The organism is Brucella tritici (assembly GCF_902825325.1).
GTDB lineage: Bacteria > Pseudomonadota > Alphaproteobacteria > Rhizobiales > Rhizobiaceae > Brucella.
In genome coordinates, this window is sequence record NZ_CADEAR010000008.1 from 126536 (window position 1) to 149607 (window position 23072).

Consider the following 23072-nt stretch of genomic DNA (forward strand, 5'->3'; position numbering starts at 1 on the left):
GGAAACTCGCCTTGACCGGTTTTGAATAATATGTTTGCATATAAATACCAAATTCACAATTGGGGGCGGACCGGGGAAATGTCCGTCGTGAGGAGGAGAAGCATGATGAGTTTCAAAACGTCCTGCCTGGCAGGAACGGCTCTATTGGCATTGGCAATGGGTTCCGCTGGTGCGGCCGATTTGCCGGGTAAGTTTGAAGGCGTAACCGTAAACGCCAAGCTGATCGGCGGTCAGCAATATGAAGCGCTTTATTCGCGCATTGCTGAATGGGAAAAGGCGACCGGTGCCAAGGTCAATATCCTGTCCAAGAAGAACCACTTCGAACTGGACAAGGAAATCAAGTCGGACATCGCGTCGGGCTCGATCAACTGGTGCGTTGGCTCCAACCATTCGTCTTTTGCGCCGCAATATCCTGATCTCTATGCCGACCTGAATGGTTTGCTTCCTGCGGGCGAAATCGAAGGCTTCGTGCCATCGGTGATCAAGGCTTCGACGCTTAACGACAAGCTGGTCATGCTTCCGCGCGCACAGTTCGACGTCTCGGCGCTCTACTATCAGAAGAGCCTTTACGAAGACGACGCCAAGAAGACCGCGTTCAAGGAAAAATACGGCTACGATCTGGCGCCGCCAAAGACCTGGAAAGAAGTTTCCGATCAGGCTGTGTTCTTTGCCGATCCGCCGAATTTCTACGGCACGCAGTTTGCGGGCAAGGAAGAAGCCATCAATGGCCGCTTCTATGAAATGCTGGTCGCAGAAGGCGGCGAATATCTCAAGGACGGCAAGCCAGCTTTCAATTCTGAAGCCGGTGTCCGTGCGCTCGACTGGTTCGTCAATCTTTACAAGGCCAAGGCCGTTCCTGCCGGTACGACCAACTATCTGTGGGATGAACTGGGCGCGGGCTTTGCTTCCGGCACCATCGCGATCAATCTGGATTGGCCGGGCTGGGCGACCTACTTCAACGATCCGAAGTCGTCGAAGGTCGCTGGCAATGTCGGCATCGTTCCAGCGCCGACCGGTTCTTCCGGCAAGCGCACCGGCTGGTCGGGTCATCATGGTTTCTCGGTAACGGAAGCCTGCCCGACGAAGGAAGCCGCTGCATCGCTCGTCTGGTTCCTGACCAACGAAGATTCGCAGAAGCAGGAATCGGCCGCAGGCACGCTCCCGACCCGTACCGCTGTCTGGGATTACGTCATCGAACAGGCTGCTTCCGATCCATACAAGAAGGAAGTGCTCTCGGTGTTCCAGGAAACTGCAAAGACCGCATTCCCGGTTCCGCAGACCCCGTCCTGGATCGAAATTTCCAACGCGGTCTATCCTGAACTTCAGGCTGCGATCCTTGGCGACAAGACCTCCCAGCAGGCTCTCGACGACGCTGCCAAAAAGGCAACGCAGATTCTTGAGGATGCGGGCGAGCTCTAATCCTGCCTGAATGAAATCATGGGCCCGCCCTGAAACCTTTTTGGGGCGGGCCTTTTTTGCCAGTAGCACTGCGTGGTCGGAACCACCGTTTTCAGTTCCGCCGGTTGCCAGTTCCACTGTTTGCCAATCCACTGTCTGGAAGAGCAATGTTCAAGAGACTTTCCCCGCCGGTCCTGCTTCTGCTCCCGGCCTTTATCATCCTCGCAGCGGTGGTTCTGTTTCCTCTCGCGCTGTCGCTTTATTCGAGCTTCACGCCGTTTCGGCTGACGCGTCCCGAGAGCCTGTTCAACTTCATCGGTTTCCGCAACTATCAGCGCATTCTGACCGACTGGGTGTTCTGGGCGGCCTTCATTCGCACGGTGGTCTTCCTCACCATTGCGCTCAATCTGGAAATGCTGCTCGGCCTCGGCCTTGCCATGCTCGTTAATAAGGCGACGCGTGGCCAGCGCGTGTTGCGCACGCTGATGATGTTTCCGATGATGTTCTCGCCGGTGCTTGTCGGCTTCCAGTTCAAGTTCATGTTCAATGACAATATCGGTCTGGTCAACAATGCGCTGCAATCGCTGGGCCTGACCAATACCGCCATTCCATGGCTGATCGACGGCAATCTGGCGCTGATCGCCATCCTGCTGGCGGAAGTCTGGATGTCGACTTCGGTCTTCGCGATCCTCATTCTGGGCGGCCTTCTGTCCATGCCGCAGGATCCGGTGGAAGCCGCGCGCGTCGATGGCTGCACGCCGTGGCAGACCTTCCGTTATGTCATCTGGCCTTACCTGATGCCTTTCGCCTATATCGCGATGACCATCCGTTCGCTGGATGTGGCGCGCGCCTATGACATTGTGAAGATCATGACCGATGGCGGTCCGGCGCGCCGCACCGAGCTGATCTGGACGCTGGTTGGCCGCACGGCCTATGCGGATGCGCAGATGGGCATGGCCAATGCCATGGCCTATGTCGCGATCCTGCTCTCGATCCTCTTCACCGTCTTGTTCTTCCGCAAACTTGCGTCCGCACGCACGCAGATTGGAGCGGAGTGGTAATCATGGCAACAACAACACTCAGCAACAGCCAGCATCGCCTGCTGCGCCGTATCAAGAAAATCGCCTATCTGGTCGGCCTGTTTCTGGCGATGACCGTCATTTGCCTGCCCGGCCTGTGGATCGTGCTGTCCTCACTGCGTCCGCCAGTCGAAATCATGGCGAAACCGCCGGTGTGGATTCCGCAGGAAATCACCTTCGAGGCCTATCGCGCCATGTTCTCGGGCGCAGGCGCTGGCGGTATTCCGGTCTGGGATTATTTCCGCAACTCGCTCATCATCTCGGTGACCTCCACCGTGATTGCGCTGATCGTCGGCGTTTCGGGCGGCTATGCTTTCGCGCGCTTCCGCTTCTGGGGCAAGTCGGCAACCTTCCTCGGCTTTATGCTGACGCGTTCGGTGCCGGGTATTGCGCTCTCGCTGCCGCTCTTCATGGTGTTTTCCCGCGTTGGCATCATCGACACCCATTTCGGCCTCATCCTGACCTATGTGGCGCTGAACGTGCCATTCACGATCTGGCTGATCGACGGTTTCTTCCGTCAGGTGCCGAAGGATCTTGCCGAAGCCGCCCAGATTGACGGCTGCACGCGCTGGCAGGCTTTCTGGCAGGTGGAGTTTCCGCTGGCCGGTCCCGGCATCGCGACGGCAGGCATCTTTGCCTTCCTCACCTCGTGGAACGAATATGCGCTGGCTTCCCAGCTGACCCGTTCCGTCAATTCCAAGACCCTTCCTGTGGGTCTTCTCGATTACACCGCTGAATTCACCATCGACTGGCGCGGCATGTGCGCGCTGGCGGTCGTGATGATTATTCCGGCGCTGACCCTCACATTCATCGTCCAGAAACACCTTGTTGCTGGTCTGACGTTCGGCGCGGTTAAAGGTTGATATAGCAATGGCTCAGCTTTCCATCAAAAATCTCGTCAAGCGCTACGGCAATGTCGGCGTGGTGCATGGCATCAATCTCGAAATCGCGGACAAGGAGTTCGTGGCGCTGGTCGGTCCGTCCGGCTGCGGCAAGTCCACGACGCTGCGCATGATTGCGGGTCTGGAATCCATCACCGACGGCACGCTGGAAATCGGCGGCAGGCAAGTCAACGATCTGCCGCCACGCGACCGCAACATCTCGATGGTGTTCCAGTCCTATGCGCTTTATCCGCATATGTCGGTGCGCGAGAACATGGGTTTCTCGCTGAAGATCGCCAAGCAGTCGCAGGCGGAAATCGACCGTCGCGTCAATGAGGCCTCGGCCATTCTCGGTCTTGAAGCGCTGATGGAACGTCGCCCGGCGCAGCTCTCCGGCGGCCAGCGCCAGCGCGTCGCCATGGGCCGCGCCATTGTGCGCAATCCGGAAGTGTTCCTGTTCGACGAACCGCTGTCGAACCTCGACGCCAAGCTGCGTACCCAGATGCGCACTGAAATCAAGAAGCTGCATGCCAAGGTGCAGTCGACGGTCGTTTACGTCACGCATGATCAGGTCGAAGCCATGACGCTTGCCGACCGTATCGTCATCATGCGCGATGGCCATATCGAGCAGGCCGGAACCCCGGATGAAGTCTTCAAGCGCCCGGCAACGCAGTTCGTTGCCGGTTTCATCGGCTCCCCGCCGATGAATATGGGCGAAGCGACGGTGACGGGCGATGATCTGGTCTTTGCCAATGGCGACCACCTGCCGCTACCTGCCCAGTTCAGGGGCAAGGCCAAGGACGGCTCCAAGGTGACATTCGGCCTGCGCCCGGATGATGTCTTCCCGAAAGGCCACGGCATTTCCACAAGCGACGCTGTGCATGAAAAAGACATGCGTGTTTCGATCACCGAGCCGCTCGGCAATGAAACGCTGGTTTTCGTGGAATTCGCCGGCAAGGAATGGGTGGCGCGCATGCTGAACCCGCGTCACCTGCAACCAGGCGAAACCATCACAATGCAACTCGATCTGTCGCAGGCGCATCTTTTCGATGCCGCAACCGGCAAAACTTTGGCGGCTTAATCATGGCACGTATTGAAAAAGTTGAACTGCGCATGGTTGACCTTCCGCCGAAGGTCAAGCGCACCGACGCGATCCAGAGCTTCGTCAGCCAGGAAACGCCGATTGTCACCATCACCGATAGCGACGGTGCGGTCGGTACGGGCTACAGCTATACGATCGGCACTGGCGGTTCGTCCGTCATGCGCCTATTGAGCGACCATCTCGTGCCGCTGATCATCGGTGAGGACGCCGATTGTATCGAAGCTATCTGGCGCAAGCTGGAATTCGCAACCCATGCCACGACCATCGGCCCGATCACCGCGCTGGCGCTGGCGGCAGTCGATACTGCGCTTTGGGATCTGCGCGCGAAGAAGCAGGGCCTGCCGCTCTGGAAGCTCGCAGGCGGCGCCAAGGAAAGCTGCCCGCTCTACACGACCGAAGGCGGCTGGCTGCATATCGAGAAAGAAGCGCTGGTCGAGGATGCATTGCAGGCCAAGGCCAAGGGCTTCACCGGCTCCAAAGTCAAGATCGGCAAGCCGCACGGTTCTGAAGATTATGCGCGCCTGTCCGCAGTGCGTGCGGCGCTGGGCGACGGCTTCGAAATCATGACTGATTGCAATCAGGGCTTTACGGTGGACGAAGCCATTCGCCGCGCCGAGCGCCTGAAGGAGCTTGATCTGGCATGGATCGAAGAACCGCTTCCAGCTGACGATCTCGACGGTCATATCCGCCTGACGCGCTCCACTCCGACGCCGATTGCGGTGGGCGAATCCATCTATTCGATCCGCCATTTCCGCGAATATATGCAGAAGGGTGCATGCTCCATCGTGCAGGTGGATGTTGCGCGCATCGGCGGCATCACGCCTTGGCTGAAAGTCGCCCATGCGGCTGAAACATTCGACATTCCGGTCTGCCCGCACTTCCTGATGGAGCTGCATGTCAGCCTCGTCTGCGCGGTGCAGAACGGTCGCTATGTCGAATATATTCCGCAGCTCGACGACCTCACCACCAAGGGCATGGAAATCCGCGACGGCCGCGCCATTGCACCATCCGAGCCAGGTATTGGCATCGAGTGGGATTGGGACGCAGTGCGCGCCCGGTCGATTTCGGAATTCACCCGCGAGATCACGGAGGCGGCATGACGTCTCCCGCAAAACAGCGCATGGGCATGGTGATTGGCCTCAATGCGGAGAAGATCGCAGAATATAAGAAGCTGCACGCTGCCGTGTGGCCGGAAATTCTTGCGCTCATCTCGGAATGCAACATCACCAACTATACGATCTTTCTGAAAGAGCCGGAAAATCTGTTGTTCGGCACATGGGACTATGTCGGCACCGACTTTGACGCCGACATGAAGAAGATGGCCGATAACCCGAAAAATCAGGAATGGTGGTCCGTCTGCATGCCATGCCAGAAGCCGCTCGAAACCCGCAAAGAGGGCGAGTGGTGGGCAATGATGGAAGAGGTGTTCCATCATGACTGAGGCTTTCGATCCAAAGCAGCTGCGTCAGTGGTGGGCCAAGCCCTCCAAGCCAAAACCCATCGTGATCTTCGGCGCGGGCAGCATTGTCGGCGACGCGCATCTGCCCGCCTATAAGAAGGGCGGCTTTCCGGTTGCCGGTATTTTTGATCCCAATCTGGACAAGGCTAAAGAGCTAGCCGACCAGTGGGGCATCAAGGCTTTTGCCAGCGCTGAGGAAGCGCTTGCCGTCGAAGGCGCGATCTTCGATCTGGCAACGCCACCGTCGGCCCATGCAGCGATCCTGTCGCAATTGCCGGAAGGTGCGGCTGTTCTGATCCAGAAGCCGATGGGCAGCGACCTTGCCGCAGCAACAGAGATCCTGAAGGTCTGCCGCGCGCGCAATCTGAAAGCGGCGGTGAATTTCCAGCTGCGTTTCGCGCCGATGATGCTCGCGCTTTACGACGCCGTCGATAAGGGCCTGCTTGGCGAAGTGGTGGATTTCGACGCCTGGCTGGCGCTCGCCACGCCATGGGGTCTGTGGCCTTTCCTGAAAGGTCTGCCGCGCATCGAGATCGCCATGCATTCGATCCATTATCTGGATTTCATCCGCGGTCTGCTTGGCAATCCGCTCGGTGTTCATGCCAAGACCATCGGTCATCCGAACCATGACGTGGCTCAGACCCGCACCGCCGCAATCCTCGATTATGGCGACCGTGTCCGTTGTGCTCTGTCGGTCAATCATGACCATGATTTCGGCCGCAAGTTTCAGGCCTGCGAGTTCCGCATCTGTGGCGCGCAAGGTGCGGCCTATGTGAAACTGGGCGTCAATCTCGACTATCCGCGCGGTGAGCCGGACGAGCTTTGGATCAAGCCCAAGGGCGGTGATGACTGGGTTTCCGTGCCGCTCGAAGGTGCCTGGTTCCCCGACGCTTTCCTCAATCGCATGGCGCAGTTGCAGCGTTTCGCGACAGGCGAAGATGCTGAGCTCTTTGGTTCTGTCGAAGATGCCTGGCACACCATGGCGCTTGTCGAGGCCGCCTATCAGTCGAGCGCTGCGCCCGCCACGCCGCTTGCCGCAAAACCGGAGGTCTGATCATGGCCGAACAGAAAATCTACTACGAAGACTATGAAATGAATCATGTGCGCCTCACCACGGGCCGCACCATCACCGAAACCGATTTCGTGGTTCATGCCGGGCATACGGGCGATTTTTTCCCGCATCATATGGATGCGGAATTTGCCAAGACATTGCCGGGCGGCCAGCGCATTGCGCATGGCACCATGATCTTTGCAATCGGCGTCGGCCTCACGGCGACGCTGATCAACCCGGTTGCTTTTTCCTATGGTTATGATCGTCTGCGGTTTATTCGTCCGGTGCATATCGGCGATACGATCCGCACACGGGTTACGATCAGCGCCAAGGAAGACGATCCCAAGCGCGCCACTATGGGACGCGTGACGGAACGCTGCGAAGTGCTTAATCAGCGGGATGAAGTGGTGCTCGCTTGCGACCACATCCTGCTTGTCGAACGGAAGGCTTGAAAATGACGATACGATTTGATGGAAAAACCGCACTGGTGACGGCTGCCGCTCAGGGCATTGGCCGTGCAAGTGCACTGGCTTTTGCGGAAGCTGGCGCCAAGGTCTATGCGACCGACATCAACGAGGCAGCTCTCAAGGAAATCGACGGTGTCAACGGTATCGTCACCCGCAAGCTCAATGTGCTTGATGAAGCGGAAGTGAAGGCGCTGGTCGCCGAAATCGGTCAGGTGGACATCCTGTTCAATTGCGCAGGCGTCGTCCATGGCGGCTCGATTTTGGAAATGAAGGACGAAGACCTCGACTTCGCCGTCAATCTCAATATCCGCTCGATGATCCGCACCATTCGCGCCGTGCTGCCAGGCATGCTGGAGCGCAAGGACGGTTCTATCGTCAACATGGCGTCCGTCGCGTCGAGCGTGAAGGGCGTGCCGAACCGCTTTGCCTATGGCGTCACCAAGGCCGCTGTCATTGGTCTGACCAAGGCTATTGCTGCCGACTATGTTGCCAAGGGCATCCGCTGCAACGCCATCTGCCCCGGTACGGTTGAAAGCCCATCGCTTCAGGACCGCCTGCGTGCGCAGGGCGATTATGAAGAACAGCGCGCGGCGTTCATCGCCCGTCAGCCGATTGGCCGCATCGGTCAGCCGGAAGAAATCGCTGATCTCGCCGTGTATCTCGCCGGTGCGACCTACACGACCGGTCAGGCTTACAACATTGATGGCGGCTGGACGATTTAGGGCAATCGATATTCAGGCTCTGGCGGCCTGCAAATGGCATTTTTCTTCGCCTTCCGGTGCTCATGTACCTTTAAGTACATTCCGCTCCGGTTCTCGAAAAACACCATTTTCGGCACGCCATAGCCAGAATCTCAACCACCCTTAGCCCCATCTCTTTCATCCCCCCAAAGGAGTAAACTCATGAAATTTCTTCGTTACGGTGAAGCCGGTCAGGAAAAGCCGGGCATTCTCGATGCCGATGGTGCGATCCGCGATCTCTCCGCGCATGTAAGCGACCTTTCCGGTGCGGCTCTGGCCCCCGATGCGCTGGCCAAGCTTGGCGCTGTCGACGTCAATTCGCTGCCAAAGGTCGAAGGCAATCCGCGCCTTGGCCCGTGCGTTGCTGGCACCGGCAAGTTCATCTGCATCGGTCTCAACTATTCCGACCATGCGGCTGAAACGGGCGCTACCGTACCGCCAGAGCCGATCATCTTCATGAAGGCTACATCGGCAATCGTTGGCCCGAATGACGACCTGCTCATTCCGCGCGGTTCTGAAAAGACCGATTGGGAAGTCGAACTCGGTATCGTGATCGGCAAGACCGCGAAATACGTGTCGGAAGACGATGCGCTTGATTATGTTGCTGGTTATTGCACCATCCATGATGTGTCTGAGCGCGCTTTCCAGATCGAGCGTCAGGGTCAGTGGACGAAGGGCAAGTCCTGCGACACATTCGGCCCGACCGGCCCGTGGCTCGTGACCAAGGACGAAGTTGCTGACCCGGAAAATCTTGGCATGTGGCTGAAGGTCAATGGCGAAACCATGCAGAACGGCTCGTCGAAGACGATGATCTACGGCATTCGCCACCTCGTTTCCTATCTCTCGCAGTTCATGTCGCTTCAGCCGGGCGATATCATCTCCACCGGCACGCCTCCCGGCGTCGGCATGGGCATGAAGCCGCCTCGCTACCTGAAGGCTGGCGATGTCGTCGAACTCGGCATTGAAGGCCTTGGTTCGCAGAAGCAGAACGTACGCGCTGACATCTAGGTGTTTGTTTATGCATGATCCCAAGACCGTTCCCATGTTTTGGGATCATGCCCTGATCACGGATATATCATGACGAAAATCACTGACCTGCGCGTCTTCGACCTGCGTTTCCCGACTTCGCAAAGTCTGGACGGCTCGGATGCCATGAACCCGGACCCGGATTATTCGGCGGCCTATGTCATCCTCGATACGGATGACACGTCGTTGAAGGGCCACGGCCTCACCTTCACCATCGGACGCGGCAACGACATTTGCTGTCAGGCGATTCTCGCCATGCGCCATCTGGTCGTGGGTTCCTCGAAGGATGATTTCCTCGCGGCCCCCGGCAAGTTCTGGCGCTACCTGACCGGCGACAGCCAGCTGCGCTGGATCGGCCCGGACAAGGGCGCGATGCACCTCGCCACCGGCGCTGTCGTCAACGCCTTCTGGGACCTGGCTGCAAAGCAGGCTGGCAAGCCGGTATGGCGGCTTGTGGCCGACATGTCGCCGGAAGAAATCGCCGACATTGTCGATTATCGCTATCTCACCGATGCGCTGACGCGTGACGAGGCTCTTGCGATCCTCCGCAAGGCGGAAGCTGGCAAGGCGGAACGTATCGCCACGCTCGAAGCGGAAGGCTATGCCTGCTACACGACGTCGGCTGGCTGGCTCGGCTATGACGACGACAAGTTGCGCCGTCTTTGCCAGGAAGCCATCGATGAAGGTTTCGACCACGTCAAGATGAAGGTCGGCCGCGATCTCGAAGACGATATCCGCCGCCTGACCATTGCGCGCGAAGTGATCGGTCCCGACCGTTATCTGATGATCGACGCCAATCAGGTCTGGGAGGTCGATCAGGCCATCGAATGGGTCAACAAGCTAGCCTTCTCGAAGCCGTTCTTCATTGAAGAACCGACCAGCCCGGACGATGTTGCAGGCCATCGCAAGATTCGTCAGGCCATTGGCGACGTGAAGGTTGCGACTGGCGAAATGTGCCAGAACCGCATCATGTTCAAGCAGTTCATCGCGGAAGGCGCCATCGACATCGTTCAGATCGACTCGTGCCGCATGGGCGGACTGAACGAAGTTCTGGCCGTGCTGCTGATGGCTGCGAAGTTCGGCAAGCCGGTCTGGCCGCATGCGGGCGGCGTTGGCCTGTGCGAATATGTGCAGCATCTGTCGATGATCGACTATGTGGCCGTTTCAGGCACCAAGGAAGGCCGTGTGATCGAATATGTCGATCATCTGCATGAGCACTTCATCGACCCATGCGTGATCAAGGACGCGGCCTATATGCCGCCGTCGCTGCCGGGCTTTTCGATCGAGATGAAGCCGCAGTCGATTGCGGAATATACGTTCAAGGGTTGAGAGCCAGTTTCTCGATGGTAAAAAGCGAAAGCCGCGCTGGAAAGCGCGGCTTTTGTGTTTCGAGCGCATCCCGAAAAGTGTGAAACGGCTTTCGGGTATGATGCGCGTTAAAACAAGCAGTTAGAGCGCCGATCTGATTCAATCAGATCGAAACGCGCTCTAAAGAAAGCGGATCATCAACGCGCCGGAAAGCAACAGAACCGCACCGGCAATGCGTCCCGCAGTGATTTCACGCACCGCAACGCCCATGAAGCCGATGCGGTCAGCAGCCAGCCCGGCCATCAATTGCCCCGCAACAGCAAGCCCCATCACGGCAGCAGCCCCGATGCGTGGCGTCAGCAACACGGATGCGGTCACATAGATACAGCCAAGCGCACCGCCAGCCACGAACAGCCAGCCCGCAGGCACGTTGAACGCTGGCATTGCACCCGTCGCGCGTGCGGTGATTCCGGCGATGACAGCAAGGATGACAGCGCCAGAAAGGAACGAAATCGCAGCAGCCGTTACAGGCGATCCCAATCCACGGGCCAGGGCCGCATTGATGGGCGCCTGAATAGCAATACAGGCACCGGAAAGGATGCCGAACAACGTCCAGAGCATGGAGATTTCCTCGCGTGGTGAAAATTTGGAAGGAACTGGTGGAACGATTAGTCCTCGCAGAGGAAAATCGTCAGGTCAATATTTCGATCAAAGTCCACCACACTAGCCGAACAAGCGCAGAGGCCCGAAAAGACAAAGACTATCGCTATTACTACTGAAGAGATAGATGGTGCCCGGAGGCGGATTCGAACCACCGACACGCGGATTTTCAATCCGCTGCTCTACCAACTGAGCTATCCGGGCATCCGTAACAAGCAATTTGCTCGTTCGAGGCGGTGTTGGTTCCCGCCGGAAGTGGGTGGGTTATAGCATTAAATTTCGCGCTGTCCAGCACCGTATCGCAATTTTTATCAGCTTTTCTCACAGTTTCGATAAATAACTGATTTTATTGGAGGAAGCCGCTTTGAGAGAGGCCTAGTTTCCTTCTTCTTCCTCTTCATCGATCGGCTTTCCCGGCAATACATAGCTGCCCGACAGCCAGCGATTGAGATCGATGCTTTTACAGCGTGGCGAACAGAACGGGTAGGATTCGCGCGATGAAGGCTTTCCGCATTCCGGGCAGGGGCGCGTCGGGCGCAATGGCGTCACTCGTGCACCTGCGGCTGCCGATATGTCCTTCTTGTCACTCATGCCTGTTCTCAGACTTTCCCGCTATTCCAGTTAGCGTAAACCGGGTAGTCGACATCGCTCAGCAGGCTTATGGTTTCCTGCAGCGGCAATCCCACGACGTTTGTATAGGACCCGACCAGCTTCACGACGAAACTGCCCGCCAGTCCCTGGATTGCATAGCCGCCCGCTTTACCGCGCCATTCTCCAGACGAGAGATAGGCGTCTATCTGCTGGCGGGATAACCGCTCGAAACGCAGGCGTGTTTCAACCAGTGTCTGGCGCAAATTCCCGTTCGGCAAGACAAGGCTCACACCTGTGAAGACCTTGTGAGAACGCCCGGAAAGCAACCTTAGACATTCTCGGGCTTCGTCGGCACTCTCCGTTTTGGGGAGAATGCGCCGACCGACGGCCACGACAGTATCGGCTGCAAGCATAAAGGCGCCAGCGAAATTCGCATCGTCCTTCAACTGCTCCTGTGCCTTGCGTGCCTTTTCCCGCGACAGACGTCGCGCCAGCGAGCGCGGGTGTTCCGCGCGCTGCGGCGTTTCATCTATATCAGCCGGATGAATGTGGTCCGGTTCGATGCCTGCCTGCCCCAGAAGCTCGATCCTGCGTGGAGAACCGGAGGCAAGAACCAGCTTGTGTTGCGCGCTCATCGAATAGACATTTCCTGGAACGGGAACGGATTGCTTACTTGAAGCGGTAGGTGATGCGGCCCTTGGTCAGATCGTAAGGGGTCATCTCAACCAGAACCTTGTCGCCAGCCAGAACGCGGATGCGATTCTTGCGCATACGGCCTGCCGTATGGGCGATGATTTCATGTTCGTTCTCGAGCTTCACGCGGAACATAGCATTCGGCAGCAGTTCCGTAACAACACCCGGAAATTCTAGGACTTCTTCTTTCGCCATGCGATACCTGTTTCTTTCTTTGATAAAATGCCGCTCTCGAGCGGTCTTTAGGTCGGAATTTGCGCGGAACCTATATGATTAGGCGGCATTTGTGAACAACGGAATTCCGTGAACTCAATGCTCATTAAAACGCTGCATGATTTGCCGCTTCAGACGGTCCCGCACATCGCGATACGCCGCCATGATCTGGCTTCGGCTGCCGGTTACCAAGGTCGGGTCCGGCGTCGGCCAATATTCGACATCAACCGAGAACCCCCGCATTCGCTCCAGCACAGTATGGTGGGCAAGTGGTGTCAGCGTTACAATCAGGTCGAAATAGCCATCAGCAAGTTCTTCGAGGCCACGCGGTTGCCGGTTATCAAGCGACAAGCCTTCTTCCTGAAGGACAGCATCGACAAACGGATCACGTTCGCCCCGTTTCACACCTGCAGAAGCTACATAAATATTGGGTGGCAGGGCCTGTCTTGCAAGCAATTCCGCCATGGGGGAACGAATTGCATTCTTGCCGCAGACAAAAAGCAGGGACTTGGGCAGGCTCGGTTTGTGATCTTCGTCGCCGTCGGCGCCAAAATTTACGGGAGGGGCATCGGTGATGACCATCAATGATCAGCCTCTCCAGTGCAGGACGCAGACAAGTGTGAAAAGCCGCCGTGCCGTGTTGAAATCAACCTCGATCTTGCCCTGCAACCTGTTCTGGAGCGTTTGCGATCCTTCATTGTGAAGGCCGCGCCGTCCCATGTCGATTGCTTCGATCTTGCTTGGCGTGGCCGACCGGATCGCCTGATAATAGCTTTCGCAAATCATGAAATAATCCCGCACGACACGCCGCAAGGGCGTGAGCGAGAGAATATGGGTCGCGACGTCTTCACCGGCTTCCCGGGTAATGGCGAAGATCAGCCGTGATTCCATCAATGAAAGCTTCAGACGATAAGGTCCTCCCGTCTCGTCTCCGATCGGGTGGAAGGAATTTTCTTCGATAAGGTCAAAAATGGCCACCGCACGTTCATGCTCGACGTCAGGTGTCGAGCGCCCGATGGATTCATCGAGCTCGACGTCAACAAGGCGCGCATTTGGAACAGCGGCAGTCATGTCACCTCATAGATTCAGCCGGATAGCGACAGACTGTGCGTGTGCGTCAAGGCCTTCGGCGCGGGCAATCTCGATTGCCGCAGGTCCGAGCACACGCAGTTGATCAGGGCCGAGTTTGAGAAGCGAGGTTCGTTTCATGTAATCGAGAACCGACAAGCCGGATGAAAAACGTGCCGAGCGCGCCGTCGGCAGAACGTGGTTACAGCCGCCGACATAATCGCCGATCACTTCCGGCGTATAACCGCCGATGAAGATCGATCCTGCATTGCGGATTTTTGGCAGCAAGGCTTCCGGATCGGCTGTGGCGATTTCCAGATGCTCGGCTGCAATGCGATTGGCAAGCGGGATGGCTGCCTCGAAATCCTCGACCAGAATAACCGCGCCGAAATCGCGCCAGCTCGCGGCTGCAGTTTGCGCGCGCGGAAGGTTGCGGAGCTGCCGTTCAACAGCTTCTTCGACAGCCTGTGCGAGCGCTTCATCATTGGTCATGAGGATCGATTGCGCCGCTGTATCGTGCTCCGCCTGGGCAAGGAGGTCGGCGGCGATCCAGTCGGGATTGTTGTCCTTGTCGGCAATGACCAGCACTTCCGACGGGCCAGCGATCATGTCGATGCCGACCGTGCCGAAGACAATACGCTTGGCGGCCGCAACATAGGCATTGCCGGGGCCGACGATCTTGGCAACGGGACGAATTGTTTCGGTGCCATAGGCGAGGGCCGCGATAGCCTGCGCGCCGCCGACACGGTAGATTTCCGAAACGCCAGCCAGACGTGCTGCCACCAGAACCAATGGATTGAGAATGCCATCGGGTGCCGGAACCACCATGACAATGCGTTCTACGCCTGCCACCTTGGCAGGAACGGCGTTCATCAATACGGAACTTGGGTAGCTTGCCGTGCCGCCCGGAACATAGAGCCCCACAGCTTCGATAGCTGTCCAGCGCGAGCCGAGTTCGACGCCGAGCGCATCCGTATAACGATCATCCTTGGGAAGCTGCCGTGCATGGTGCTTCTCGATGCGCTCGTGAGCAAGCTTCAGCGCTTCGATCGTCGACGCCGGGGCTGTGTCGAATGCGGCATCGATTTCAGCTTCAGTGACCGCGATTCCGGTTTTATCGAGATCGATCCGGTCAAAGCGACGGGAGTAGTCGATGAGCGCGCTGTCGCCTTCGCGCCGCACCCGCTCAACGATCTCGCGGGCCGCACGATCGACATCCTCGGACGCCTCGCGTTTACTGGCCAGAAATGTCGCGAAATTACTCTCGAAATCGGGATCGGTTTGTCTGAGCGTCTTGACCACGCTTCTGTTCCTTCAAATATGCTTTGCCAGATTGGCGTCCGGCTGACGAAAGACGGTTTTGTAGAACCCTCTCCTATGCCAGGGCGCTGAGATGCTGACGCTATCCAGGCCCTGAAAATGCTCAATCGCCGCACGGGCTTACCAAACCGCGATGATTCAGCTCATCCAGGTTTGGGCTAGACGTTATGGCGAGGCAGTGATTCAGTTTCCCATGCCGCGCCAAGGTCCGTCATTTGCGCTTCGATACATTCCACTTCAAGACGGATAGCCGCATTTGCCGAAAAAGTCAGTTCTATTGTTCCGGCAGGTGCTTCACTGGTCATGAACTGAATGGCCATCAGGGAAAGCACTTCATCCGGCTTCTGGCGATCAATGCCGACTGCCTTGGCTGCAATCACGCGATTGAAGTGCAGGGCGGTGCGCCTGCGCTGATATTGCGGCTTGCGCAGGAATTTCGGCTTGCTTTCCTCCCAGACAAAACGATTTGCCGTCAGGACGAAGCGCTTCTCGTTTCCGAGATACTGAAGGTCGGATACTTTCAAAACTGCGTCCTGAAGATGAGCGGACAGGACCTGCAAATCCTCCTCATCCAGCGCCACAAGCTTCAACATATCCATACTCCAGCACCACTTTCCATTGTCGGCCAATAACTGTTCCCGGCGAACCAAAAATCAATCGCCCGCGCGGCCAATTATCAACTTGGCATGTCAAGGCAAAAAAATCGACAGGCTTTTCAAGCCTGTCTTTCGTCGATTGGAATCTTTAGCGCAGCGCAAGAAAAAGCCGGAGCACTGAATGTCACTCCGGCCTGGTCCGATCAGCCACTGATACGTTCTACTGTCGCGCCGCAGCGGGACAGTTTTTCTTCCAGACGCTCAAAGCCGCGATCCAGATGATACACGCGGTTGACCAGGGTCTCGCCCTCAGCGGCAAGGCCGGCGATCACAAGCGAAACCGAGGCCCGAAGATCGGTTGCCATTACCTGTGCGCCTTTCAGGCGTTCCACGCCTTCGACGGTAGCAGTCTGGCCGGACAGGGAGATTTTTGCGCCAAGACGTGCCAGTTCCTGCACATGCATGAAGCGATTTTCAAAAATGGTTTCGGTGATGCGCGACGTTCCCTTTGCCTTGGTCATCAGGCCCATGAACTGCGCCTGCAAATCGGTCGGGAAACCGGGGAAAGGGTCTGTAGTAACGTCAACAGGGTGAATACCGTGGCCGTTGCGGACAACGCGAAGACCGCTATTGGTCTCGGTGATTTCAGCGCCAGCCTGTCGCAGCGTTTCAAGAGCGGCGGAAAGCTGGCTTTCCTGTGCGCCTTCCAGAAGCACGTCACCACCGGTCATGGCGACGGCCATGGCATAGGTTCCAGCTTCGATACGGTCTGGAATAACACGGACGCGCGCGCCCGACAGGTTGGTGACCCCATCGATATGGATGGTGCCGGTTCCGGCGCCGGTGATCTTGGCGCCCATTGCATTGAGGCAGTCGGCGAGATTGACGACTTCCGGTTCGCGAGCGGCATTCTCGATGACGGTTTCGCCCTTGGCGAGTGCTGCTGCCATCAGCATGACATGGGTTGCGCCGACGGAGACCTTCGGGAACTTGTAACGCGCGCCGACGAGACCGTTCCTGGCCTTTGCCTTGGCATAGCCGTTTTCGATTTCGATGTCGGCTCCAAGAGCTAATAGAGCTTCGAGGAGAAGATCGACCGGACGCGTTCCGATGGCGCAGCCGCCCGGCAGGGAAACATTTGCTTCGCCCATGCGCGCGAGAAGAGGCGCAATCACCCAGAAACTCGCACGCATCTTGGAAACGAGTTCATAAGGTGCCGTCGTGGTGACGATATTGCGGGCAGTGAAATGGATCGTGCGCGAATAGGCTCCATCCTGATGCTCACGACGGCCATTGACCGAATAATCGACGCCATGATTGCTGAGGATGCGGATCAACTGTTCGACGTCGGCCAGATGCGGCACATTTTCGAGCGTCAGCGTATCGTCGGTCAGAAGCGAGGCGATCATCAACGGCAGAGCGGCGTTTTTTGCGCCGGAAATTGGAATGATGCCGTTGAGCTTGTTGCCGCCAACGATTTTGATGCGATCCATGCTGTGTCACCTTCTGGGCCGATACCTTGCCCGATAAATTTCACCAAATCCGGCAGCCAATACGGCGCGGTGGTGTTGCGTCATGAAATTACGAGTCTTGCGGCCAAATTACGTCAAATACGAATCACAATAGGACGACATCGCTGCGAAGAACAGAAATGAGCTTTTACCGCAGAGCCCCCCTATCTTCAAGGAAGGCTTTGATGGTGCGATTCTCAGTCGGTGTCGTCGCTGGCAGCGGTGATGCCGTCGTTTCGTTCATCCGCTTCGCCCGCGCGACGCGATCTGGATTGGGCTTTGCGGCGCATCAGATTCGCGCGCAACTCCTCGGCCCGGCGCTTTTTGCGCTGGTCCGATTGGGTTTGTTTCTCTTTGTTGGTCGTATTTTCGCTCATGGCGGTCTTCTACTACGGGAAAAAGGGCCGGAAAAGCTGCTTTCAAATGCGTGTCCGGCAGATTTCCACATTATGTGAAAAGAAATGCAATTGCTTGCTTGCGATTTGCGTAATGATGTGGCAGAAGTCCGCCGCACTCAAGAGATTGCTGCGGTAGCTCAGTGGTAGAGCACTCCCTTGGTAAGGGAGAGGTCGAGAGTTCAATCCTCTCTCGCAGCACCATTATTCCCCGATAGAATCCAGAAACTGGCCTCGCCGTGCTTTCATGAGAGAGCGTTTCGATCAGATTGAATCAGATCGGCGATCTAATCATTTGTTGTGACGCGCATCTCTTCCGAAAGCCGTTTCACATTTTTCGGGATGCGCCCGAATGGAAAGTGCGTGTGGTTGCTGGTTTGAGATCAGTTGACGCGGGGCTCAATCTCATTGAGCCGCTTTCTTTCGCCGCCAGTCTTTTCGATGTATACTATTTGCCAGACTGTCAGGCTTTGGCCTGACGAATTGGCGTCACGAAAACCGGATTTATCCGGTGACCGTGCGAAAGCCGGAAATTGCGTGCAGGCCATGTCCTGACCGCCGTGCTTGCTGTCAGGACTGCCTCACCCGCAGGAGGAGCGTCATGGCACAGTTTCATGTTGTTGCAGGTCGAGACCAATCAGCCTTTTATCCTGAAGTTAAGCGCATCCGCATGGCGGATGTATTTGATGCCTTGCGTCTGGGATTCGACGATTTCTGGGCGAAGCCATCGCATTACGTTTTCCTTTGTCTCATATATCCGCTGGCGGGGCTGCTCATCACTTACTGGAGCACAAACGCCAATGCGTTGCCGCTCCTGTTTCCCCTGATGTCCGGCTTTGCCCTGATCGGGCCAATTGCTGCGCTGCCGCTTTATGAGATGAGCCGACGCCGTGAAGAAGGCCTGGACACATCCTGGAAACGTGCACTCGATGTGAGCCATTCTCCGGCATTGCCGTCTATTGTGGCTGTCGGTGCTTTTCTGTTCGCAATCTTTATTGCATGGCTGCTGGTGGCTCAAAATCTCTATGTTCACTATTTCGGACCGATGCCGCCCGAAAGCTTTTCAATGTTGATGAATCAGGTGTCGTCAACGGAAGAGGGACGGAGCCTGATTTTTGCCGGTTGTGGCATTGGTTTGCTTTTTGCAATCGTTGTCCTGTGCTCGACGATTGTGACTTTCCCGATGCTGCTTGATCAGGATTGCGGTGCGGCGGCGGCGGTTGCGACATCGTTGCGTGTCGTCATGCGCAACCCCATGGAATCGCTGCTCTGGGCTGCAATCGTAACCGCGATGCTGATCGTCGGTTTTGTCACGATGTTTGCCGGGTTGGCGGTAGTGATACCTATCCTTGGTCATGCGACCTGGCATCTCTATCGAAAGACGGTCACGCACCCGGCGGCAATGCGTATTTGACCAGAAAAAACTGACCGATCAATCCCATCCGAAACATTGCTTCGGGTGGGATTGCTGTGACTTTTGATGAAACATTTTCAAGCTTTCCAATATGTGGCGGCGTCCTGCCGCACCCCCACCCCCCTTTATTCTGCGCTCGGTTCTGCTTTAGAAGAGCAATACGAGATTCGCGCAGATGATAATAAATAACAATAAGTTAGCGGAGCTCTCCTCGCAGCGCGTCAACGGGCTGGGCGGGCTTTCGATACATTTCAAGGACGGGCGTTCGCGCATTTCCAGGCTTTACCAGGAAGGCGCAGCCAAGATCCGCATGCCGCAGGTCGGAGGCGATCCGCTGGAAGCAATCCTGATCAACACATCAGGAGGGCTGACGGGCGGTGACCGACTGCGATGGGATGTGGAGCTTGGCGAAAACGCTTCGGCTGTCATTACCACGCAGGCCTGTGAGCGCATCTATCGCTCAGGGGGCGGCGAGGCACGCATTGCCACGCGCTTGAAGGCTGCAAAAGGCACGCGTCTTGCTTGGCTTCCGCAGGAAACCATTCTGTTCAATCAATCCGTGTTGTCACGAACGCTGGATGTCGAACTGGAGGAAGGGGCGGAAATCCTGGTGGTGGAGGCGACCATATTCGGGCGCCTTGCCATGGGTGAGCGGGTTGATGAAGCGATGTTCAGTGACCGTTGGCGTGTGCGGTTGGGTGGGCGGCCCGATGGGAGGCTTGTGCACGCCGAAGAGTTTCGGCTGGGACCAGATGTTGAGGCCGAATTGCAAGCGCGTCCAGTGACGGATGGGGCGTTTGCCGTTGCCACCGTGCTTCTGATTTCAGGGGAGGCCGGGAGACATCTGGAAGCCGCCCGGCGGATCATTGGAGAGGAGGGCGGTGCCAGCCTCTGGCAGGTTGGCCCTGCAACCAAACTGATGATGCGGCTTCACGCGCCGGATAGTTACACCTTGCGCAAACGTCTGGGGCCATTGCTTGCCCTGCTTAACGGCAAGGCAGGACTGCCCAAAGTTTGGACATTTTGAGTTCGCGGCAATCCCGCCGCTTTTAACGCCAGCGGAATGCATACCGCTTTGAAAGTATGAAGTTGGAATGAAGTCATGAATTTGACGCCCAGGGAAAAAGACAAGCTTTTGATCGCCATGGCCGCCATGGTTGCCCGCCGCCGTCTGGAGCGCGGGGTAAAACTCAATCATCCGGAAGCGATCGCACTGATAAGCGATTTTGTCGTTGAAGGTGCCCGCGATGGGCGCTCAGTCGCCGACCTTATGGAAGCAGGCGCGCACGTCATCACCCGTGAACAGGTGATGGATGGTGTACCCGAAATGATCCACGACATTCAGGTTGAAGCCACATTTCCCGATGGCACAAAGCTCGTGACGGTTCACGAGCCAATTCGCTGATTTTCAGGTTTCGCCGAAGCGAACCTGTTTTTTGAAAGGTACGATAATGAAGAAGACTACGGTTCTCGCCGCGGTAGCGATGGCGCTCACCGCAAGCCCTGCCTTTGCCCATCTCAATCCGGCCGAACACGGCTCATTCGCGGCGGGCTTCACGCATCCGCTCTCCGGCGCGGACCATATCCTGGCGATGGTTGCGGTAGGGCTTTGGGCCGCCATGCTCGGTGGACGAGCACTCTTCGTCGTGCCAGCAGCATTTGTCGGCGTGATGCTACTTGGCTTTGTGGCGGCACTTTTGGGCATGCCACTGCCCTTTGTTGAGCCGGTCATTCTGGCTTCGGTCGTCGTGCTGGGTCTTATGGTGGCGCTTGCCCTCCCGGTCTCTCCGGTTGTCGGTGCGCTTATTGCCGGTTTCTTTGCCTTCTTTCACGGACATGCGCATGGCGGAGAAATCGGAGGTGCGACATTCCTCTCTTATGCGGCTGGATTTACGCTTGCGACCGCACTGCTACATGCCGCCGGCATGGGTATCGGCCTTGCCGCAGGACGGCTTCTGGCGGGCAGGAATGGCAGAATTGCTTTGCGTCTGGCCGGTGGCGCTACCGCGCTTGGCGGCCTGATGCTGATGGCCGGGTGAGGTGTGACATGATCCCCGGCGAAATTATTACGCAGGACGGCGATATTGAACTCAATCAGGGTCAACCCACCATCACGATCAAGGTCGCCAATACCGGCGACCGCCCCATCCAGGTCGGCAGCCATTTTCATTTTTACGAAGTGAATGCGGCCCTTTCTTTCGAGCGCGACAAGGCGCTCGGACAGCGGCTGGATATTGCAGCCGGAACTGCCGTGCGCTTCGAGCCTGGCCAGGAGCGCGACGTGACATTGGTTCCCGTAAGCGGCAAGCGCGAAATCTACGGATTTCGCCAGATGGTCATGGGAAAACTTTAAGACAGGTGACGGAGACATTTCATGCCAGCCAGAATTAGTCGCGCCACCTATGCGCAAATGTTCGGCCCTACTGTCGGCGATAAGGTGCGCCTCGCCGATACGGAACTTTTTATCGAAGTCGAACGGGATCTCACCACCTATGGTGAAGAGGTAAAATTCGGCGGAGGGAAGGTGATCCGCGACGGTATGGGGCAAAGCCAATTATCCCGCGCCGATGGCGCAATGGATACAGTGATTACCAATGCCCTGATCCTTGATCATACCGGTATCTACAAGGCCGATGTGGGACTGCGAGACGGGCGTATCGCGGTGATCGGAAAGGCCGGAAATCCTGATACGCAGCCCGGCGTTTCGATCATCATCGGACCCGGCACCGAAATCATTGCAGGCGAGGGTAAAATACTCACTGCGGGCGGTATCGACACGCATATCCATTTCATCTCACCGCAACAGGTGGATGAAGCACTCAATGCGGGCATCACCTGCATGGTGGGTGGCGGCACCGGACCTGCTCACGGCACGCTTGCCACCACATGCACGCCGGGGCCGTGGCATATAGCCCGGCTGATCCAGTCGTTCGACGGCTTGCCGATGAATATCGGTGTGTTCGGCAAGGGAAACGCTTCGCTGCCCGGTGCATTGGAAGAAATGATCCGCGCCGGCGCCTGCGGTTTGAAGCTGCATGAGGACTGGGGCTCGACACCGGCTGCGATCGATAATTGCCTTTCGGTCGCAGACCGGTTCGATATTCAGGTTGCGATCCATACCGATACGCTGAACGAAGGTGGCTTCGTCGAAGATACGCTCAACGCCTTCAAGGGGCGCACGATCCATTCCTTCCATACGGAGGGCGCTGGTGGCGGACACGCTCCGGATATTATTCGCGTGTGTCAGTATCCGAACGTGTTGCCGGCTTCGACAAACCCGACCCGGCCCTACACGGTCAATACGATTGCAGAGCATCTCGACATGCTGATGGTGTGCCATCATCTGTCCCCGGCAATCCCGGAAGATATTGCCTTTGCAGAAAGCCGTATCCGCAAGGAAACTATCGCGGCAGAAGACATCCTGCACGATATGGGAGCGTTCTCCATCATTTCCTCCGACAGCCAGGCTATGGGCCGTGTCGGCGAAATGATTATTCGCTGCTGGCAAACCGCGGACAAGATGAAGAAGCAGCGCGGCAGTCTTCCCGACGACAAACCGGGCAATGACAATTACCGGGCGCGCCGCTACATTGCGAAATACACCATCAACCCCGCTATCGCTCATGGCATGGCGCATGAAATCGGTTCGGTGGAAGTCGGCAAGCGCGCTGATCTCGTTTTGTGGAACCCTGCATTCTTCGGAATGAAGCCGGAAATGGTGCTGCTTGGTGGCTGGATTGCAACCGCGCCAATGGGTGATCCGAATGGCTCGATTCCAACGCCGCAGCCAATGCATTATCGCCCGATGTTTGGCTCATTCGGGAAAGCCCGCACCAATACGTCCATTACCTTCGTTTCGCAGGCCGCAATGGATGAAGGGCTTCGAGAGAAGATTGGGGTGGACAAGCAGATGATTGCCGTGGCCAATACCAGAGGTGGCATCGGCAAACATTCCATGATCCTCAACAATGCGATGCCGCAAATGGAAGTTGATCCGGAAACCTATGAGGTGCGCGCGGATGGCGAACTTCTGACCTGCGAGCCCGTCGACGTCGTGCCAATGGCGCAACGCTACTTCATGTTTTGATCTTGAAAGGCAA

General features: G+C 57.1%; 27 protein-coding genes and 2 tRNA genes. 18 read left to right on the top strand and 11 right to left on the bottom strand.

Annotated elements, in window-relative coordinates; genetic code table 11:
* The first annotated feature begins 102 nt into the window (after positions 1–102).
* The 11 genes from HWX93_RS13540 (at position 103) to HWX93_RS13590 (ending at position 10532) form a co-directional block, all read left to right on the top strand.
* Complete coding sequence (locus tag HWX93_RS13540) at positions 103–1419, top strand: ABC transporter substrate-binding protein (protein WP_151652204.1); 1317 nt, start codon at positions 103–105, stop codon at positions 1417–1419.
* Positions 1420–1565: 146 nt separating this feature from the next.
* The gene (locus HWX93_RS13545) at positions 1566–2459 is read left to right on the top strand and encodes a carbohydrate ABC transporter permease (RefSeq protein WP_078337853.1); all 894 of its coding nucleotides are present in this window, start codon (positions 1566–1568) and stop codon (positions 2457–2459) included.
* Between the two features lie 2 nt (positions 2460–2461).
* The gene (locus HWX93_RS13550; RefSeq protein ID WP_151652203.1) at positions 2462–3340 is read left to right on the top strand and encodes a carbohydrate ABC transporter permease; all 879 of its coding nucleotides are present in this window, start codon (positions 2462–2464) and stop codon (positions 3338–3340) included.
* Positions 3341–3347: 7 nt separating this feature from the next.
* Positions 3348–4439, top strand: coding sequence for an ABC transporter ATP-binding protein (locus HWX93_RS13555; protein WP_151652202.1), 1092 nt, complete (start codon positions 3348–3350; stop codon positions 4437–4439).
* 2 nt (positions 4440–4441) lie between these two features.
* Complete coding sequence (locus tag HWX93_RS13560; protein WP_078337856.1) at positions 4442–5560, top strand: mandelate racemase/muconate lactonizing enzyme family protein; 1119 nt, start codon at positions 4442–4444, stop codon at positions 5558–5560.
* Positions 5557–5901 (top strand): L-rhamnose mutarotase, encoded by a 345-nt coding sequence (locus HWX93_RS13565; protein WP_078337857.1) that lies wholly within the window; start codon positions 5557–5559, stop codon positions 5899–5901. The genes HWX93_RS13560 and HWX93_RS13565 overlap by 4 nt, the downstream gene beginning before the upstream one ends.
* Positions 5894–6973: a Gfo/Idh/MocA family protein gene (locus HWX93_RS13570; RefSeq protein WP_151652201.1), complete on the top strand. Its 1080-nt coding sequence runs from the start codon at positions 5894–5896 to the stop codon at positions 6971–6973. Before HWX93_RS13565 ends, HWX93_RS13570 begins: the two co-directional genes overlap by 8 nt.
* A gap of 2 nt (positions 6974–6975) precedes the next feature.
* Positions 6976–7422: a MaoC/PaaZ C-terminal domain-containing protein gene (locus HWX93_RS13575; protein WP_078337859.1), complete on the top strand. Its 447-nt coding sequence runs from the start codon at positions 6976–6978 to the stop codon at positions 7420–7422.
* Between the two features lie 2 nt (positions 7423–7424).
* Positions 7425–8159, top strand: a complete 735-nt coding sequence (locus HWX93_RS13580) for an SDR family oxidoreductase (RefSeq protein WP_151652200.1) — start codon at positions 7425–7427, stop codon at positions 8157–8159.
* Between the two features lie 180 nt (positions 8160–8339).
* Positions 8340–9185: a fumarylacetoacetate hydrolase family protein gene (locus HWX93_RS13585; protein ID WP_151652199.1), complete on the top strand. Its 846-nt coding sequence runs from the start codon at positions 8340–8342 to the stop codon at positions 9183–9185.
* A gap of 69 nt (positions 9186–9254) precedes the next feature.
* A complete protein-coding gene (locus HWX93_RS13590; protein ID WP_176037615.1) occupies positions 9255–10532 on the top strand; it encodes an L-fuconate dehydratase in 1278 nt (425 codons plus the stop codon).
* Between the two features lie 159 nt (positions 10533–10691).
* On the opposite strand, the gene HWX93_RS13595 is transcribed toward HWX93_RS13590, so the two are convergent.
* The 11 genes from HWX93_RS13595 to HWX93_RS13645 all read right to left on the bottom strand — a co-directional run bounded on the left by HWX93_RS13595 (position 10692) and on the right by HWX93_RS13645 (position 17540).
* Positions 10692–11132 (bottom strand): DMT family transporter, encoded by a 441-nt coding sequence (locus tag HWX93_RS13595; RefSeq protein WP_029925820.1) that lies wholly within the window; start codon positions 11130–11132, stop codon positions 10692–10694.
* A gap of 167 nt (positions 11133–11299) precedes the next feature.
* Positions 11300–11375: transfer RNA gene (locus tag HWX93_RS13600), tRNA-Phe, on the bottom strand.
* Between the two features lie 171 nt (positions 11376–11546).
* Positions 11547–11762: a DNA gyrase inhibitor YacG gene (yacG, locus tag HWX93_RS13605; protein WP_061344923.1), complete on the bottom strand. Its 216-nt coding sequence runs from the start codon at positions 11760–11762 to the stop codon at positions 11547–11549.
* Positions 11763–11770: 8 nt separating this feature from the next.
* Positions 11771–12397: a Maf-like protein gene (locus tag HWX93_RS13610; protein WP_061344924.1), complete on the bottom strand. Its 627-nt coding sequence runs from the start codon at positions 12395–12397 to the stop codon at positions 11771–11773.
* Positions 12398–12431: 34 nt separating this feature from the next.
* Positions 12432–12650: a translation initiation factor IF-1 gene (gene infA / locus HWX93_RS13615; RefSeq protein ID WP_002965531.1), complete on the bottom strand. Its 219-nt coding sequence runs from the start codon at positions 12648–12650 to the stop codon at positions 12432–12434.
* Positions 12651–12764: 114 nt separating this feature from the next.
* Complete coding sequence (locus HWX93_RS13620) at positions 12765–13250, bottom strand: low molecular weight phosphatase family protein (RefSeq protein ID WP_235912787.1); 486 nt, start codon at positions 13248–13250, stop codon at positions 12765–12767.
* A gap of 6 nt (positions 13251–13256) precedes the next feature.
* Positions 13257–13739, bottom strand: a complete 483-nt coding sequence (locus tag HWX93_RS13625; RefSeq protein ID WP_061344926.1) for a UPF0262 family protein — start codon at positions 13737–13739, stop codon at positions 13257–13259.
* A 6-nt stretch (positions 13740–13745) separates the two neighbouring features.
* Positions 13746–15038, bottom strand: a complete 1293-nt coding sequence (gene hisD / locus HWX93_RS13630; RefSeq protein WP_151677292.1) for a histidinol dehydrogenase — start codon at positions 15036–15038, stop codon at positions 13746–13748.
* Positions 15039–15214: 176 nt separating this feature from the next.
* Positions 15215–15655 (bottom strand): DUF2948 family protein, encoded by a 441-nt coding sequence (locus HWX93_RS13635; RefSeq protein WP_151652196.1) that lies wholly within the window; start codon positions 15653–15655, stop codon positions 15215–15217.
* A gap of 200 nt (positions 15656–15855) precedes the next feature.
* On the bottom strand, positions 15856–17145 hold the full coding sequence (gene murA, locus HWX93_RS13640; RefSeq protein ID WP_151555449.1) for a UDP-N-acetylglucosamine 1-carboxyvinyltransferase: 1290 nt from the start codon (positions 17143–17145) through the stop codon (positions 15856–15858).
* Between the two features lie 215 nt (positions 17146–17360).
* The gene (locus HWX93_RS13645; RefSeq protein WP_010658099.1) at positions 17361–17540 is read right to left on the bottom strand and encodes a hypothetical protein; all 180 of its coding nucleotides are present in this window, start codon (positions 17538–17540) and stop codon (positions 17361–17363) included.
* 147 nt (positions 17541–17687) lie between these two features.
* Between HWX93_RS13645 and HWX93_RS13650 the strand changes: the two genes are divergently transcribed.
* The 7 genes from HWX93_RS13650 to ureC all read left to right on the top strand — a co-directional run bounded on the left by HWX93_RS13650 (position 17688) and on the right by ureC (position 23059).
* Positions 17688–17762 (top strand) — tRNA-Thr (locus HWX93_RS13650).
* A 397-nt stretch (positions 17763–18159) separates the two neighbouring features.
* Positions 18160–18972, top strand: coding sequence for a DUF2189 domain-containing protein (locus HWX93_RS13655; protein ID WP_151555448.1), 813 nt, complete (start codon positions 18160–18162; stop codon positions 18970–18972).
* A gap of 175 nt (positions 18973–19147) precedes the next feature.
* On the top strand, positions 19148–19999 hold the full coding sequence (locus HWX93_RS13660) for an urease accessory protein UreD (RefSeq protein WP_176037616.1): 852 nt from the start codon (positions 19148–19150) through the stop codon (positions 19997–19999).
* Between the two features lie 75 nt (positions 20000–20074).
* The gene (locus HWX93_RS13665) at positions 20075–20377 is read left to right on the top strand and encodes an urease subunit gamma (protein ID WP_151555446.1); all 303 of its coding nucleotides are present in this window, start codon (positions 20075–20077) and stop codon (positions 20375–20377) included.
* Between the two features lie 46 nt (positions 20378–20423).
* Positions 20424–21011 carry a HupE/UreJ family protein gene (locus tag HWX93_RS13670; protein ID WP_151652192.1) on the top strand — a complete coding sequence of 196 codons (588 nt, stop codon included), beginning with the start codon at positions 20424–20426 and terminating at the stop codon, positions 21009–21011.
* Positions 21012–21019: 8 nt separating this feature from the next.
* Entirely contained in the window at positions 21020–21325 is a 306-nt protein-coding gene (locus HWX93_RS13675; RefSeq protein WP_010658104.1) for an urease subunit beta, read from the top strand.
* 21 nt (positions 21326–21346) lie between these two features.
* Complete coding sequence (gene ureC, locus HWX93_RS13680; RefSeq protein ID WP_176037617.1) at positions 21347–23059, top strand: urease subunit alpha; 1713 nt, start codon at positions 21347–21349, stop codon at positions 23057–23059.
* Positions 23060–23072: the final 13 nt, after the last annotated feature.